The organism is Methylocella sp. (assembly GCF_044226135.1).
GTDB lineage: Bacteria > Pseudomonadota > Alphaproteobacteria > Rhizobiales > Beijerinckiaceae > Methylocapsa.
The window spans coordinates 1-16,638 of record NZ_JBGAHM010000033.1 but is presented as its reverse complement, the minus strand read 5'-3'; the positions used below and the strand labels follow the sequence as shown (position 1 = coordinate 16,638).

The 16,638-nt window shown below is 71.3% G+C and carries 10 protein-coding genes; 6 read left to right on the top strand and 4 right to left on the bottom strand.

Going from position 1 to position 16,638, the window contains the following annotated elements; all coding sequences use genetic code 11:
* Positions 1-48 precede the first annotated feature (48 nt).
* Positions 49-2,541 carry an ATP-dependent helicase HrpB gene (hrpB, locus tag ACILRB_RS12765; protein WP_395666672.1) on the bottom strand — a complete coding sequence of 831 codons (2,493 nt, stop codon included), beginning with the start codon at positions 2,539-2,541 and terminating at the stop codon, positions 49-51.
* A 232-nt stretch (positions 2,542-2,773) separates the two neighbouring features.
* On the opposite strand from hrpB, the gene ACILRB_RS12760 reads away from it, so the two are divergent.
* The gene (locus ACILRB_RS12760) at positions 2,774-4,723 is read left to right on the top strand and encodes a potassium transporter Kup (protein ID WP_395666671.1); all 1,950 of its coding nucleotides are present in this window, start codon (positions 2,774-2,776) and stop codon (positions 4,721-4,723) included.
* Positions 4,724-4,823: 100 nt separating this feature from the next.
* Positions 4,824-7,607: a DNA mismatch repair protein MutS gene (gene mutS, locus ACILRB_RS12755; protein WP_395666670.1), complete on the top strand. Its 2,784-nt coding sequence runs from the start codon at positions 4,824-4,826 to the stop codon at positions 7,605-7,607.
* A gap of 2 nt (positions 7,608-7,609) precedes the next feature.
* On the opposite strand, the gene ACILRB_RS12750 is transcribed toward mutS, so the two are convergent.
* Positions 7,610-7,975 (bottom strand): hypothetical protein, encoded by a 366-nt coding sequence (locus tag ACILRB_RS12750; protein WP_395666669.1) that lies wholly within the window; start codon positions 7,973-7,975, stop codon positions 7,610-7,612.
* Positions 7,976-8,103: 128 nt separating this feature from the next.
* On the opposite strand from ACILRB_RS12750, the gene ACILRB_RS12745 reads away from it, so the two are divergent.
* Positions 8,104-8,613, top strand: a complete 510-nt coding sequence (locus ACILRB_RS12745; RefSeq protein WP_395666668.1) for a MarR family winged helix-turn-helix transcriptional regulator — start codon at positions 8,104-8,106, stop codon at positions 8,611-8,613.
* 6 nt (positions 8,614-8,619) lie between these two features.
* Here ACILRB_RS12745 and hrcA read toward each other — a convergent pair whose 3' ends face one another.
* Together hrcA and ACILRB_RS12735 are read right to left on the bottom strand one after the other, a co-directional pair.
* Entirely contained in the window at positions 8,620-9,711 is a 1,092-nt protein-coding gene (hrcA, locus tag ACILRB_RS12740) for a heat-inducible transcriptional repressor HrcA (protein ID WP_395666667.1), read from the bottom strand.
* Between the two features lie 63 nt (positions 9,712-9,774).
* Entirely contained in the window at positions 9,775-10,134 is a 360-nt protein-coding gene (locus ACILRB_RS12735) for a response regulator (RefSeq protein ID WP_395666666.1), read from the bottom strand.
* A gap of 206 nt (positions 10,135-10,340) precedes the next feature.
* Here ACILRB_RS12735 and ACILRB_RS12730 point away from each other — a divergent pair, with 206 nt between their 5' ends.
* From ACILRB_RS12730 to ACILRB_RS12720, 3 genes are all read left to right on the top strand, one after another.
* Positions 10,341-13,148, top strand: coding sequence for a tetratricopeptide repeat protein (locus ACILRB_RS12730; protein ID WP_395666665.1), 2,808 nt, complete (start codon positions 10,341-10,343; stop codon positions 13,146-13,148).
* A 259-nt stretch (positions 13,149-13,407) separates the two neighbouring features.
* Positions 13,408-14,586 carry a glycosyltransferase family 4 protein gene (locus ACILRB_RS12725; protein ID WP_395666664.1) on the top strand — a complete coding sequence of 393 codons (1,179 nt, stop codon included), beginning with the start codon at positions 13,408-13,410 and terminating at the stop codon, positions 14,584-14,586.
* Positions 14,587-14,676: 90 nt separating this feature from the next.
* Positions 14,677-16,638: glycogen debranching N-terminal domain-containing protein (locus ACILRB_RS12720; RefSeq protein WP_395666663.1), on the top strand; the 1,962-nt coding region annotated here is incomplete at its 3' end.

Here is a 16,638-nt window from a genome sequence, read left to right as displayed (position 1 = left end):
AAGCCGGGGCGGCCGGTCGGCCGCCCTTTGCTTTTGGCCCGGCCGCGGCTAGGCGCCGCGCGGCTTCGCCCGCGTCGTCGGCGCCGCCGAGGCCGGGTCCTCGGGCCATAGATGGCGCGGATAGCGGCCTTTCATCTCGGTCCTGACCTGCGCCCAGGAGCCGCGCCAGAAGCCCGGCAGGTCGGAGGTTTTCTGGATCGGCCGCATCGCCGGCGACAGAAGCTCGAGCGTCAGCGGGGCGCGGCCGCCGGCGAGGCTCGGGTGGGCGGCCAGCCCGTAAAGCTCCTGCACCTTCACGGAAAGCACCGGGCCGCGCTCGCCTTCATAATCGAGCGCGACGCGCGAGCCGGCCGGCGTCTCGAAATAAGCCGGCGCCTCGACGTCGAGCCGGCGCGCGAGATCCCAGGGCAGGCGGGCGCGCAGGGCGTCTTCGAGGTCCTGCGCCGTGACGGCGGAAAGGCCGGCGCGGCCCTCGACGAAGGGCGCGAGCCAGTCGGCGGCGCCCGCGCGCAGCGCCGCCGCGGAAAGGTCGGGCCAGCCCTCCTCAGGCGCCGCCGCGCGCAGGAAGGCGACGCGCGCCAGCCATTGCCGCAGCGCCTTCGTGAAGGGCAGCCGCGAAAAGCCGGCGTCGTCGGCGGCGATCGCCTCGGCGAGGCGCCGCGCCGCCGCCGCGTCGGTCGGGACCGGCAGCGGCCGCTCGGCGAGGACCAGCGCGCCGAGCCTGCGCCGGCGCCGCGCCCTGAGCGACAGGCTCTGCGGGTCGACCGCGATCTCGTCGCGCGTCTCGACGGCGGCGCCGGCCGCGGCCTCGATCGCGGCGTCGTCGAGCGCGGCGGCGGCGAGGAGGCGCGCCGCGCCGGCGCGGCCGGCGATCTCGCCCACGGCCAGGAACGCCTCGCGCGAGAGCGCCTCGGCGGGGTCGAGCGCGGCGGCGCGCCCGTTCGCCATCAGAAATTCGCCGGCGGAGCCCGCGCCGCGCGCCTTTGCGATCCGGTCGGGGAAGGCGAGGGCGAGACAGAGTCCGCAGCCCGAGACGTCGGGCCGCGCCTGCGCCCCGAGCCCGGCGCGCGCGGCGCCCTCGCGCGCGAGGCGGCGCGCGGCCTCGGCGCGCGGCGATCCGTCGGCGCGCCAGCGTTCAAGGCGGCGGGAGAGGTCGGCGTGGTCGCCGCCAAGGCCGCGCTCGGTCAGCACGACGGCGAGCTCGCAGGCGAGCGCGCCGAGGGCGGCGTCCCGCCCGGCGGCGGCGAGGATCATGCGCGCGAGCCGCGGCGGCAGGCCGAAGCCCGACATGCGCCGGCCGAGCGGCGTCGGCCCGCCGTCTTCGTCGAGCGCGCCGATTTCGCGCAACAGCGCCCGCGCCTCTTTCACCGCCGGCGCCGGCGGCGGGTCGAGCCAGGCGAGCGCGGCGGGCTCGCGCGCGCCCCAGACGGCGAGGTCGAGCGTCAGCCCCGAAAGGTCGGCGGCGAGGATCTCGGCCGGGGCGAAGGGCGCGAGCGCGCCGGTCGCGGCTTCTTCCCAGAGGCGATAGCAGACGCCGGGCTCCGTGCGGCCGGCGCGCCCGCGCCTCTGGTCGGCGGCGGCGCGCGACACGCGGACCGTTTCGAGCGTGGAGAGACCGCGCCCGGGGTCAAAGCGCGGCGCGCGCGTCAGGCCGCAGTCGACCACCACGCGCACCCCTTCGATGGTGAGCGAGGTTTCGGCGATCGAGGTCGCGAGCACGATCTTGCGCCGGCCGCGCGCGGCGGGGGCGACGGCGCGGTCCTGCTCGGCGCGCCCGAGCGCGGCGTAAAGCGGCGCGACCGTCACCTCAGGGTCGCGGACCTTCTCGCCAAGCAGCGCCGCCGCGCGCAGAATTTCGCCCTGGCCCGGCAGGAAGGCGAGGATCGAGCCGGTCTCCTCGGCGAGCGCGCGCAGGATCGCGGCCGTCGTCGCCTCTTCGACCCGCTCCTGCGGCCGGCGCGGCAGATGGCGCGTCTCGACCGGAAAGGCGCGGCCTTCGCTGACCACCGCCGGCGCGCCGCCAAGCAGCGCCGCGACGCGCGCGACGTCGAGCGTCGCCGACATGACGATGAGCCGCAGATCCTCGCGCAGCGCTTCGGCGGCGTCGAGGCAGAGCGCGAGCGAGAGGTCGGCGTCGAGCGAGCGCTCGTGGAATTCGTCGAACATGACGAGCGCCACGCCTTCGAGCGAGGGGTCGGACTGGATCATGCGCGCGAACACGCCCTCGGTCACGATCTCGACGCGCGTGCGGCGCGAAACCTTCGTCTCGCCGCGCGTGCGCAGCCCGATCGTCTCGCCGACGCTTTCGCCGCGCGCCGCGGCCCTGCGCGCCGCGGCGGCGCGGGCGGCGAGCCGGCGCGGATCGAGCAGCACGACTGTGCCGCCCGCGGCCCAGGGCTCGTCGAGCAGGGCCAGCGGGACGCGCGTCGTCTTGCCGGCGCCGGGCGGCGCGGCGAGGACGCAGCGCGCGCCCGAGGCGAGCGCGGCTTTGAGCGCGGGCAGGGCGTCGTCGATGGGAAGCGGGGCGGAAAGGTCTGGCATGAAGCTGGGGATCGGAGCCGCCGGGCGCGCCGGCGCGGCGGCGTCCCTAGCGCGCCGCGCGCCGCCCCGCAAGCGGCGCCGCCAACGCCGGCCGGAGGCCGCGCGGCCCAAGCTGGTGCGGCCGCGTCACGCCTTGGCCTTATCGCGCCGCAACGCGCTAGGAAGGCGCCGCGTTTGGCGATAGGGTCGCGGGCGGCGCCCGGCGACGGCGCTTTGACAGGGAAAACGTTGAATGGGGCATGACGCCGCGCCGGCCGGTCCTACCGCCGTTTCGCCTTCGCCCGCCGGAGCCGGCCAAGGCGGAGCGGGCCACGGCGCGAGCGGCGGCCACGCCAAGGAAAGCTTCGCCGCCCTCGCGCTCGGCTCCCTTGGCGTCGTTTTCGGCGACATCGGCACGAGCCCGCTCTATGCGCTGAAGGAATCGCTGCACCACATCAAGGACGGCGTGTCGGACGAAAGCGTCATCGGCACCGTCTCGCTGCTGATCTGGGCGCTGTTCTTCACCGTCACCGCCAAATATGTGCTGTTCCTGATGCACGCCGACAACAAGGGCGAGGGCGGCACGCTGTCGCTGATGGCGCTCGCCCAGCGCGCGCTCGGCCACAAGGCCGCGCCCGTGTTCTTTCTCGGCGTCGCCGGCGCGGCCCTGTTCTCAGGCGACGCGATCATCACCCCGGCGATCTCGGTGCTGTCCGCGCTCGAGGGCCTGCAGCTCGTGACGCCGGCGTTCGACGCCTACGTCCTGCCGACGGCGATCGTCGTGCTGATCTCGATCTTCTGGGTGCAGAGCCACGGCTCGGGCCGCGTCGCCGTGTTCTTCGGCCCGATCATGGCCCTGTTCTTCCTGTCGCTCGCCGTGCTCGGCGCGCTGCACATCCATGATTCGCCGCGCATCCTGCTCGCCTTCGATCCGCTGCGCGGGCTGAAATTCCTGTTCGGCCACGGCTTTCTCGGCTTCGTGGTGCTGGGCTCGGTGTTTCTGGCGGTGACCGGCGCCGAGGCGCTCTACGCCGACATGGGCCATTTCGGCCGCCTGCCGATCCAGATGGCCTGGCTGGTCTTCGTGCTGCCGGCGCTGGTGCTCAATTATCTCGGCCAGGGCGCGCTGGTGCTCTCCCATCCGGAGGCGGTCGAGAATCCCTTCTACCTGCTGGCGCCGTCATGGGCGCTGCTGCCGCTCGTCCTGCTCGCCACCATGGCCACCGTGATCGCCTCGCAGGCGGTCATCACCGGCGCCTTCTCGCTGGCGCGGCAGGCGATCCAGCTCGGCCTGCTGCCGCGCATGCTGGTGCTGCACACCTCCGAGACGCAGGAGGGCCAGATCTACCTGCCGCGCGTCAACCGGCTGCTGCTGATCGGGGTTCTGATCCTGGTGCTGATGTTCAAGAGCTCCTCGGCGCTCGCCTCGGCCTATGGCATCGCCGTCACCTGCACCATGGTGGTCACGACCCTGCTCGCCTTCGTCGTGGTGTGGCGCTACTGGGGCTGGCCGCTGTGGCTCAGCGTCCTGTTCGTCTCGGCCTTCCTCGTCGTCGACCTCGCCTTCCTTGCGGCCAATCTCGTCAAGGTGGTCGACGGCGGCTGGGTGCCGCTGCTGCTCGCCGCCTGCGCCATGATCTGCATGTGGACCTGGGTGCGCGGCACGGACCTCCTCGCCCGCAAGACGCGGCGCGACTCGATCTCGATGCAGGACCTGATCCGCATGCTCGAGAAATCGAAGCCGCTGCGCGTCGCCGGCACGGCCGTGTTCCTCACCAACTCGCCCGAGATCGCGCCCTCGGCCTTCATGCACAACCTCAAGCACAACAAGGTCATGCACGAGCGCGTGCTGCTCATGTCGGTCAAGACCGAGGAGACGCCGCGGGTGCCGCCCGAAAAGCGCTTCGAGATCGTCAAGCTGTCCGACGACTTCACCAGCGTCGTGCTGCATTTCGGCTTCATGGAGAGCCCGCGCATCCCGGCGGCGATGGCGAGCCTGCGCAAGGCCGGGCTCAAGTTCGACATCATGACCACCTCGTTCTTCGTCGGGCGGCGCAAGATCAAGCCGGCGCAGAACTCCGGCATGCCGATGTGGCAGGACAAGCTGTTCATCTCGCTGTTCCGCCAGTCGGCCAATCCGACCGATTATTTCTCCATTCCCTCGGACCGTGTCGTCGAGCTCGGCGAGCAGGTCGCGATCTGAGGCGGGCGCGCCGCCCTACGGCGCGAATTGGCTGCGGACAACGCAGGGAGAGACCCGCGCGGGCGATGCGCGCCTGCGCCGTCTTTGCTAGCCTGCCGCCATGCTGAAGCGCGTCGCAGACGAAGAAACGGACCGGGACGACGGCGCGACGCCGCGCGCCGGCGCGGCGGGCGCAGGCGCGGCGGGGAAAGCGCCGGAGGCGGCGAAGATCTCGCCGATGATGGCGCAATATCTCGAGATCAAGGCCGAAAATCCCGGCTCGCTGCTCTTCTACCATATGGGCGATTTCTACGAGCTGTTCTTCGAGGACGCCGAGATCGCCGCCAAAGCGCTCGGCATCGCCCTGACCAAGCGCGGCCGGCATCGCGGCGAGGACATTCCGATGTGCGGCGTGCCGGTCGAGCGCGCCGAGGACTATCTGCACCGGCTCATCTCGAAGGGGTTTCGCGTCGCCGTCTGCGCGCAGGTCGAGGACCCGGCCGAGGCCAGGAAGCGCGGCGCCAAATCGGTGGTGCGGCGCGAGGTGCGCCGCCTCGTGACGCCCGGCACGCTGACCGAGGACCCGCTGCTCGATCCCGCCCGCGCCAACCGGCTGCTCGCGCTCGCGGCGGTCCCCGGCGCAAGGGGCGAGGAGGTCCTGGGCTACGCCGCGCTCGACATCTCGACCGGCGAGTTTCTGGTCGGCGAAACGGGCGAGGCCGAGCTTGAGGCCGAGATCGCGCGGCTCGATCCGGCCGAGATCGTGCTGCCCGACGCGCTCGCCGGACGGCCGGCGCTGCGCGCGCTCGCCGAACGCGCCGCCCCGCCGCTCGTCGCGCTCGGCCGCGCGCTCGACGCCGCCGGCGCGGCGCGCCGCCTCTGCGGCTGGTATGGCCTTGCGACGCTCGACGGCCTCGGCGCGCTGACGCCGGCCGAAGTCGCCGCCGCCGCCTGCGCGCTGCTCTATGTCGAGCGCACCCAGTTCGACGCCAGGCCCGCGCTCGCGCTGCCGGCGCGCGTCGCGCGCGGCGCCCATATGGAGATCGACGCCGCGACCCGGGCGAGCCTCGAACTCGTGCGGGCCCAGTCTGGCGCGCGCGAAGGCTCGCTGCTCGAAGCCCTGGACGCCACGGTCACGGCGGCGGGCGGCAGGCTCCTCGCCGAGCGCCTCGCCGCGCCGCTCGTCGACCCGCAGGCGATCGCGCGGCGCCACGACGCGGTCGGCTTTTTCCTTGACGCGGCGAAGCTGCGCGCCGGCGTCAGGGCCGCGCTCAAGGCCGCGCCCGATCCGGCCCGCGCGATCGCCCGGCTCGCGCTCGATCGGGGCGGCCCGCGCGACCTCGCGGCGCTGCGCGACGGGCTCGCCGCGGCGAAGGCGCTCGGAGAAACCCTCGCCGCGAACGACCCGCCGGACGAACTCGCCGAAGCCGCCGCCGCCATGGCCGCGCTCGATCCCGCGCCGGTCGCGCGGCTCGCCGCGGCGCTTGGCGACGATTTGCCCCTGAACCGCCGTGACGGCGGCTTCGTGCGGGCGGGCTTCGACGCGGCGCTCGACGAGGCGCGGGCGCTGCGCGACGACACGCGCAAGATCGTGGCCGCGCTGCAGGCGCGCTATGGCGAGCTCGCCGGCACGCGCCAGCTCAGGCTGCGCCATAACAATTTCCTCGGCTATTTTCTCGAGGCGCCGCGCGCGCAGGGCGAAAAGCTGCTGCGGCCGCCCTTCGACGCCACCTTCATCCATCGCCAGACCATGGCCGACGCCATGCGCTTCTCGACCGGGGAGCTCGCCGCGCTCGACGCGAAGATCGCCGGCGCGGCCGACGCCGCGCGCGCGCGCGAGGAGGCGATTTTCGGCGAGCTCGCGGCGCTTCTGCTTTCCGGAAAGGACGCGGCGCAGGCCGCCGCCGGCGCGCTCGCCGTCGTCGACGTCGCGGCGGCGCTCGCCGAAAAGGCGGCGGACCGCGGCTGGGCGCGGCCCGCGGTCGACCGGTCCCTGAAGCTTCGCATCGAGGCCGGGCGCCATCCGGTGGTCGAGGCGGCGCTGGCGCGGGCCGGCGCGCCTTTCGTCGCCAATGACTGCGACCTTTCGGGCGAGGCGGGGAAGGGCGGGCGGCTCGCCGTCGTCACCGGCCCGAACATGGCCGGCAAATCGACCTATCTGCGCCAGTGCGCGCTGATCGCCGTGATGGCCCAGATGGGCTCCTACGTTCCGGCGCGCCGCGCCGAGATCGGCGTCGTCGACCGCCTGTTCTCGCGCGTCGGCGCCTCCGACGACCTCGCGCGCGGGCGCTCGACCTTCATGGTCGAGATGGTCGAGACGGCGGCGATCCTGAACTGCGCGCGCGAGCGCTCGCTCGTGATTCTCGACGAGATCGGGCGCGGCACGGCGACCTTCGACGGGCTCGCCATCGCCTGGGCGGCGCTCGAGCATCTTCATGGCGAGAACCGTTCGCGCGCCCTGTTCGCCACCCATTTCCACGAGCTGACGCGGCTCGCCGGCAGCCTTGAGCGGGTCGAAAACCTCGCCGTGCGGGTCGCCGAGTGGAACGGCGAGGTGGCCTTCCTGCACGAGATCCAGAAAGGCGCGGCCGACCAGTCCTATGGCGTGCAGGTCGGCCGGCTCGCCGGCCTGCCGGCCTCGGTCACGGCGCGGGCGAAGCTGCTGCTCGCCGAATTCGAGGCGCAGGACCGGATGAGCCGCGCCGACCGGCTCGTCGCCGACCTGCCGCTGTTTTCGGCCGCGCCGGTTCTGATCGCGGCGGAGGCGGGGCGCCCTTATGAGGCGGGCCCCGCGCCGGTCGATCCGGCCCTCGACGCGCTCGACGCGCTCGACCCTGACGAGCTTTCGCCCAAAGCCGCGCTCGAAGCGCTCTACCGGCTGAAGAAATTGCGCGAAACGGGCTGAGCCTATTCGGCGAGATGGATCGCGCGCGCCCAGCCGGCGACGCGGCGATGCTCGACGAGCCGCCATGTCGTCCGCCGCGCCGCCGCCCGTCGCGCCTGGCTCGCCCGCTCCCATTCGGCGAAGCTCAGGCCGCCGCGCGTGCGGCCGAGGTTGCGCACGCGCGCGCCCGCCGGAACATGGGCGATCGTTCGCCCCTGCGCCGACGGCGCGTCGCGCAGGGAAAGCGATTCGCCGGGCCGCAGGCCGACGACGCGATAGAAATCCGGCCCGTCGGCCTCGGCGCGCGCCGGCGCCGAGGCGGCGAGCGCGAGGGCGGCTGCGAAAACCCCTGCGACAATCGCCGCTCCGAAACTGCGCGCGCGCGTCATTCGAGCTCCTTTGAATCGTCGCGGCCGCCGCTTTCTTCTGGACGGCGCCGCGAAAGCCGCCCGACCGGCTTGGCCCTCGTCGGGCCGATCGGCTAACATCGGGCGACCATCGAGGCAAGGAGCGCGGCGTGGCGGACGAGGACTCGGCCCGGATAGACCAGCAGATCTGCTTCGCCCTCTATTCGACGCTGCACGCCGTCAACAGGGCCTATGCGACGCTGCTGGCGCCGCTCGGCCTCACCTATCCGCAATATCTCGTCATGCTCGTGCTGTGGGAGCAGGACGACGTGCCGGTGAAGGCGATCGGCGAGCGCGTGTTTCTCGATTCGGGCACGCTCACGCCGCTGTTGAAACGGCTTGAGGCGGCGGGCCTCGTCATCCGCGCGCGCGACCCGAAGGACGAGCGGCAGGTGCGCGTGCGCCTGACCGACAGGGGGCGCGAGGTCCGCCGCGCCGCAAAGCCCATTCCCGCCGAGCTGCTGCGCGCCATGGGCCGCACCGCCGAGGAGGCGAAGCCGCTGCGCAAGGAGCTGCGCAAAATCCGCAACGCGCTGCTCGGCCGGCGCGACCGGCCCGAAAAGGACGCCAGAGAGGCGAAGGACGTTAAAGAGGCGAAGGGCGGCAAAGGGGCCGGGTGAAGCGCCTCACCGCCCCTGCAGCATGCGCGACACCACCTTGGAGGTGTAGTCGACCATCGGCACGATGCGCGCGTAATTGAGCCGCGTCGGGCCGATCACGCCGAGCACGCCGACGATGCGCTGACGCTCGTCATGGAAGGGCGCGGCGATCATCGAGGAGCCGGAGAGCGAGAACAGCTTGTTCTCCGAGCCGATGAAGATGCGGACCCCCTCGCCGCCTTCGGCGCGGCTCAGAAGGTCGATCACGTCCTTCTTGGTTTCGAGATCGGCGAACAGCAGGCGGATGCGCTCGAGGTCCTCGATCGCGGTGAGGTCCTGCAAAAGATTGGCCTGGCCGCGCACGATGAGCTGCGGCCCGCCGCCGGCGCTGTCGGCCCAGCTCGCGAGCCCGGCGTCGATCAGGCGGGCGGTGAGCTCGCCGAGCTCCTGCTCGGCCGCCGCATGCGAAGCCTCGATCTCGAACCTGACGTCGGGCAGGGTGCGGCCCTTGATGCGGGCGTTGAGAAAATTGCCGGCCTCGATCAGGGCGGAGGTCGGCAGCAGCGACGGGATGCGCAGGATGCGGTTCTCGACCGAGCCGTCTTCGGCGACCAGCACGGCGAGCGCGCGTTCGGGCTCGATGCGCACGAACTCGATCTGCTTCAGCCGCAGATCCTCCTTCATGGTGGCGACGACGCCTGCGCCGCGCGTGAGGCCGGAGAGCAGGCTCATCGCGTCGCCGAGCGCCGATTCGAGCGAGCCGTCATGGGGCCGCGCGCGCACCTGCGCCTCGATCTGCTCGCGCTCGTCGGGGCCGACGTCGCCAAGCTCCAGCATGGCGTCGACGAAGAAGCGCAGGCCAAGCTCGGTCGGCAGCCGGCCGGCGCTGGTGTGGGGCGCATAGATGAGGCCGATCTCCTCGAGGTCCTGCATCACGTTGCGCACGGAGGCGGGCGACAGCGGCGTCGGCAGCAGGCGCGAGACCTGGCGCGAGCCGACCGCCTCGCCGCTCGCGAGATAGGAATCGACGATATGCCGGAAAATGTCGCGCGAGCGCTCGTTGAGCCGCGCGAGGCCGCCCTGGCGCGAGGAGTCCGGACTGTCGAGGGGGCTCGTCATGATCGAACAATGCCGGCGCCGGCGGCGCGGCGCAAGCAGCCATCGGCGGGAAGGGCGGTCCGCCTATCCGAGCGCGTCCTCGAGGCAGGTTTCGAGCTCGGCGAGCTGGAACGGCTTCTGCAGGACTTTTGCGTCGCGATAGGGCTGGTCGAGTCCCTGCGCTCCATAGCCCGACAGGAAAATAAAGGGAATCTCGCGCGACGCCAGCGCGTCGGCCACGGGGAAGCTGCGCTTTCCGTTGAGGTTGACGTCGAGCATCGCAAAATGCGGCTCAGCCTTTTCGAGCGCCGCGAGCGCCGCTTCGACGGAGGGCGCGACGTCGACGTTCCTGCAGCCGATGTCTGACAACATGTCCTCGATCAGCATGCTGATCAGGGCTTCGTCCTCGACCACGAGGACGCGAAAATCCTGGTCGATGTTCAAGGCGGTCCCGTCGATTGCGGCGCGATTTCGCCACAACGCCCGCCGGCGCGGATGGTTCCGTTCGAGCCATGCGCATGGCGTCTTCGGCGTCGTCAGCCTGGCGAAAGCTTGCGGATTTCTGATTGTGGCGGGTTCGAGCGCCGCCACGTCAGGCCTTCGGGCTCCGCCGGCCGGGCGAACCGGCCCTGCGAGCGAGACCATCGAGCGTGTCGAAATTTGAGCAGGCGCCGGCCAATGGCGCGGAGGGTCGCGGCGAGTCGCCGCTTCAGGTCGCGATCGCGAGGGCGCTCGCCCTGCTCGAGGCGGGCGAAGCCGCGCAGGCCGCGGCCGAACTCGAAAGCTGCGCCGATCTCGCCCGGCGCGACGAACTCGCCTGCTACGCCTTCGGCCTGATTCATTTCAACGCCTCGGACCCGCGCGAGGCGCTCTCATGGTTCGACCGCGCGCTGGCCCTGAAGCCCGATCATCTCGAGGCGCTGTCGGCGCGGGCGCTGGTGCTGCAGCGGCTCGGCCAGCCCGAAGAGGCGCTCGACGCTTTCGACGACCTCGCCCGTCTCGATCCCGAAGACGCCGACGCGCGCTTCTCGATCGGCGTCATTCTGCAGAGCCTCGGCCGCATGAAGGAGGCGCTTGCGGCCTATGACGACGCCCTGCGGCTGCGGCCCGGCCATTGCGAGGCGCTGACCAACCGCGGCGCGCTGCTCGAACGTTTCGGCCGGCTCGACGAGGCGCTCGCCTGTTTCGAAGCCGTTCTCGCGCTGCGTCCCGACGATGCCGGCGCCTTCTTCAACAAGGGCTCGACGCTGCAGAAGCTCGGCCGGTTCGCCGAGGCGCTTTCGGCCTATGAGGCCGCGGCGGGCTTTGGCCCGCCGGACCCGGAGACCGAGCTCAATCGCGGCAACGTCCTGCAAAGGCTCGGCCGGCTCGAGGAGGCGCTCGCCTGCTACGATCGCGCGGCGCGCCGGCCGAACGGCTATCCGCAGGCGCATTTCAACCGGGGCATCGCGCTGCAGGGGCTCGGGCGCCCCGCCGCCGCGCTCGTCGCCTATGACGCGGCGCTGGCGCTCGACCCGCGCTATTGCGAGGCGCTCTGCAACCGCGGCAACATCCTGCACGAGCTCGGCCGGCTCGACGAGGCGTTCTCGGCCTACGCCGAAGCGCTCAGGATCCGCCCGGCGTTCGTGCCGGCGCTCGTCAACCGCGCCAACATCTGCCTGCGCTGGGGCCGGCTCGACCAGGCCCTGCGCTGCTGCGAGGAGGCGCTGAAGCAGGATCCGCGTCACCCCCAGGCGCAGGGCCTGCGCGGCGAGGCGCTGCGCCGCCTTGGCCGTCCCGACGAGGCGCTGGGCGCGCTCGAGGCCGCGATCGCCGTGCGGCCGGAGGCGCCGGACGCCTGGCTCAACCGCGGCAACGCGCTGCAGGAGCTCGACCGGCTCGACGAGGCGATCGCCTCCTATCATGAAGCGCTGCGGCTGCGTCCAGATTATCCGGAGGCCTTGTCGAGCCTTGGCGTGGCGCTCAAGGAGCGGGGCGAGGTCGACGCCGCGCTCGCCTGTTTCGACCGGGCTCTCGAAAGCCGTCCCCATTTCGCCGACGCGCGCAACAACAGGGCTGGGGCCCTGTTGCTGAAGGGCCGGCTGCGCGAAGGTTTTGAGGATTTCGAGAGCCGCTGGAGCCGCTCCAACGCGCCGGCGCGCCCGATCGTCTGCGCCGCGCCGCAATGGAACGGCGAGGAGCTCGCCGGCAAGTCGATCCTCGTGCATGACGAGCAGGGGCTCGGCGACCTCATCCAGTTCTGCCGCTATCTCCCCATGCTGGAGCGTCGCGGCGCGCGGGTCGACCTGATCTGCCGCGCGTCGATGCGCCGGATGCTGCGCAGCCTTGGCGGCGGCCTGCGCTTCGTCGAGGCGACGCAGGCGTCGGGCCCCTATGATTTCTCCTGCCCGCTGATGAGCCTGCCGCGCGGCTTCGCGACGGAGCTTGGCGCCGTTCCCGCCGCGACCCCCTATCTCGTCGCCGACCCCGAGGCCTGCGCGGCCTGGGCGAAGACGCTCGGCGACGACGGGTTTCGCATCGGCGTCTGCTGGCGCGGCTCCGCCGCGATCAATCTCAAGCGCGGATTTGCCCCCGAAGCGCTCGCGCCGCTCAAGGCGATCGCCGGCGTGCGGCTGATTTCGCTGATGCGCGGCGACGGCGTCGACGTCACGGGCGCCGACGGCTCCATGCTGGTCGAGGGGCTCGGCGCGTCCTATGACGCGGGCCCCGACGCTTTCCTCGACTGCGCCGCGGTCATGGCGCATTGCGATCTCATCGTCACCTCGGACACGGCGGTCGCCCATCTCGCCGGCGCTCTGGGGCGGCCGACGTTTCTCGCGCTGCGGCAGGCGGCGGACTGGCGCTGGCTTCTCGAGCGCGAGGATTCGCCCTGGTATCCGTCCATGCGCCTCTTTCGCCAGACCGTGCGCGACGACTGGGCGCCGGTGTTCGCGCGCGTCGCGCAGGCCGTCGCGCCGCTCGTCGCGGCGAAGCTGCGTCCGCCCGGCGACGACGCGGCGCATGGAGGCGCGGCGATCATGGCGGCGGCGGGGGGCGGGGCGTCCGTGGGCGCGGCCTCCGGCGGCGGGCCCGAGCTTGTCCGCATCCCGGCGGCCGTGGGCGAGCTGATCGACAAGATCACCATCCTTGAAATCAAGGAGCGGCGCGTCGGCGAGGCCGAGAAGCTGCGCAACATCCGCTATGAGCTCGCCCTGTTGCGCCAGCTGCGCGACGCGCGCGGCTGGCGCGGCGAGGAGTTTTGCGCGCTCGAGCGCGAGCTCCGGCGGGCGAACGAGATTTTGTGGGACGTCGAGGACGCGCTGCGCGCCTGCGAGAAGGGCGGACGCTTCGACGAGCGCTTCGTCTCCCTCGCCCGCCTCGTCTATGTCTCCAACGACCGCCGCGCGGCGCTGAAGCGGCGCATCAGCCTGTTGTGCAACTCGGCCATCGTGGAGGAAAAATTCTTCGCCGACGCCTGAACGCCGCGCAGGGCTCATGAATATTATGAAAATAATATGAAAGCGCTCGCGGCGCCGCATGTCGGCGGCGCGCGCGGAGCCGGCGCCGCACGCTTCGGCGGCGCCGTGCGAAGGCCGCGATTTTCCGTTGAGCAAGCGTCCGCCGGGCAAGCGTCCGCCGGGCGCGCGTCCACTGAGCGGACTCGCCGCGCGTGGGCGTGGACGGAACTTCTGCGCGGCCGCAGCATTTGCGCCGCATATCCGACCGAAAGGAAGCAAGATGCGTGTCGCGCTCGTCGCTCCACTGGCTGAAGCCGTGCCTCCGAAGCTTTATGGCGGCACCGAGCGGGTCGTCTCCTGGCTGGCGGAAGAGCTGACGCGACAGGGCCATCGGGCGACCCTGTTCGCGAGCGCCGAGTCCTGCACCGCGGCCGAACTCGTCGCCTGCGCGCCGCGCAGCCTGCGCCTTGCCGGCATCCGCGACCATGTGGGCAGCACTCTCTCCATGCTGCGCGAGGTGCGCCGCCGCGCCGACGATTTCGACGTCATCCATTTCCATGTCGATCTCCTGCCCAACGCGCTGTTTCAGGACATCGCCGACAAATGCCTGACGACGCTGCACGGGCGGCTCGATCTTCCTGACGCCATTCCGCTCTATGAAGCCTATCCCGAGATGCCGCTCGTCTCGATCTCCAGGGCGCAGCGCAAGCCCATGCCAAAGAGCGTCAACTGGCTCGCCAACATCGGCCACGGCCTGCCGCGCGAGGTCTGCCCGTTCAACGCGAAGGGCGGCGACTATCTCGCCTTTCTCGGCCGCATTTCGCCGGAGAAGCGGCCGGACCGCGCGATCGAGATCGCGAAGCGCGCCGGCGTCAAACTCAAGATCGCGGCCAAGGTCGACGCGGCCGACACGAAATATTTCAAGTCGACCATCGAGCCGATGCTCGACCATCCGCTGATCGAGTTCATCGGCGAAATCGACGAAGGCCAGAAGAGCGGCTTCCTTGGAAACGCGCGCGCGCTCCTGTTTCCGATCGACTGGCCGGAGCCGTTCGGGCTCGTCATGATCGAGGCGATGTCGGCCGGGACGCCGGTCGTCGCCTGGCGCGGCGGCTCGGTGCCCGAGGTCATGACCGACGGCGTGACCGGCGTCGTCGTCTCCTCGCTCGACGAGGCGGTCGACGCCGTGCAAACCGTCTCGAATATGAGCCGCGCCGGCGTGCGCGCCGAATTCGAGCGGCGCTTCACCGCCGAGAAGATGGCGAAAGCCTATGTGCGCGCCTATCGCAGGCTGCTTGGGCGCCGCGCCGTTCTGGCGCGAAGGCCGGCCGGCGCCGCGCGCGAGACTCTCGACCCAGCGCCGCAAGCGCCGCTCGAGGCGAGCGGCCCCTGCGTCGTCTGGCCGCGCGACGGCGTGAACGAGCCCGCCCGCAACGGACGGCTGGCGTCTCACCCCTGATCTTTCGTCCGCGGTCTGACGCCGCGGTCCGGCGCATGTGTTTCGGCCGGTTCAGGGGCGGCCCGTGCGCTCACAGAGGAGGCGGAAACATTGACCGAACATGCGCGCGTCGTCGACGGCGTCGCCGAGACGGCGATCGACCTTCCGGAGCATTACATCGAATCCGCGGCCTCGCTGGTGCAGAGCGAGCTGCGCAGCCTGAAGCATGGCGACGCTTTTGCCGTCTTCGACGAATTCGGCGACGTCGGCGACGCGGCCCAGACGGCTGAAGGGCTCTATTTCCGCGACACGCGCTATCTGTCGCGGCTCGAACTGTCGATCGAGGGCATGCGCCCCCTGCTCCTGAGTTCGGTGGTGCAGGACGACAATGTCGCCCTCTCCGTCGACCTCGCCAATCCGGACGTCGCCTGTGACGGCGCGATCGTGCTGCCGCGCGACAGCATCTTCATCGAGCGCGCGAAATTCATCTGGCAGGGCGCGCTTTACGAGCGCATCGGCTTTCGCAATTTTGACGGCGCGCGCCGCCAGTTCCGCGTCGACCTTCGCTATGGCGCAGATTTCCGCGACCTGTTCGAGGCGCGCGGCGCGCGGCGCGAAAAACGCGGGCGGCTCACGCACAGGCGCGCCGGCGGCGACGTCTCCTTCGTTTATGAAGGGCTCGACGGCGTAAGGCGCGAAACGCTGCTGCGCTTCTTTCCCGCGCCGGTCGCGGCCGACCATGAACGCGCGTCCTTCGCGCTGCGGCTCGGTCCCCATGAGCGCAGCTCGATGTTCGTCACGGTGGGCTGCGGCGAGGATGAAACGCCGAAGGTCACGCAGTTCTCGCTGGCCTTCCGCGACCGCAGGCGCGCGATCCGCGCCAAGACGGCGGCGATCGCGACCGTCGAATCGTCGAACGACCTGTTCAATGAAATGTGCCAGCGCTCGACCTCCGATCTGTACATGTTGATGTCGCGCACGCCGCACGGGCTTTATCCCTACGCCGGCATTCCCTGGTATTCGACGCCCTTCGGCCGTGACGGGCTGATCACGGCGATGATGCTGCTGTGGGTCGATCCGGCGGTCGCGCGCGGCGTGCTGTCCTACCTCAGCGCCACCCAGGCCGAGGATTTCAATCCGGAGGCCGACGCCCAGCCCGGCAAGATCCTGCACGAGACCCGCGCCGGCGAGATGGCGCGCCTCGGCGAGGTGCCGTTTCGCCTCTATTACGGCGCGGTCGACGCGACGCCGCTCTATCTCATGCTGGCCGGCATGTATCATGAGCGCACCGGCGACCTCGCCTTCATCCGCCAGATCTGGCCGAACCTTCTCGCCGCCTTGACCTGGATCGACGAATTCGGCGATCGCGACGGAGACGGCTTCGTCGAATACTGGCGCGAAACCGAGAACGGCCTTTCCAACCAGGGCTGGAAGGATTCGCATGATTCGATCTTCCACGCCGACGGCGAACTGGCCGAAGGGCCGATCGCGCTCTGCGAGGCGCAAGCCTATGTCTTTAGCGCCAAAACGCATGCGGCGCGGCTCGCGCGGCTGTTGGGCGAGGACCGCGCCGCCGAGCGGCTCGAAGCGCAGGCTGCGCGGCTGCGCGACGCCTTCGAGGACGCCTTCTGGCAGGAGGACCTGGGACTTTACGCGCTGGCGCTCGACGGGCGAAAAAAGCCCTGCCGCGTGCGCGCCTCCAACGCCGGACATGCGCTTTTCGCGGGCGTCGCTTCGCCCGAGCGCGCGAAAACCGTGGCGCGCACGCTGCTCGGGCGCAGCTTCTTCAGCGGCTGGGGCGTGCGCACCGTGGCGAGCTCGGAGGCGCGCTACAATCCGATCTCCTACCATAACGGATCGATCTGGCCGCATGACAACGCGCTGATCGCGCTTGGCTTTACGCGCTACGCGCTGGGGCGCGAGGCGGCGCAGGTGTTCTCCGCCATATTCGATGCCGGGACGCATCAGGACCTGCGGCGCCTGCCGGAGCTTTTCTGCGGCTTCAGCCGCAAGCCGCATCGCGGCCCCACCGCCTATCCCGTCGCCTGCGCGCCGCAGGCCTGGGCGGCGGCG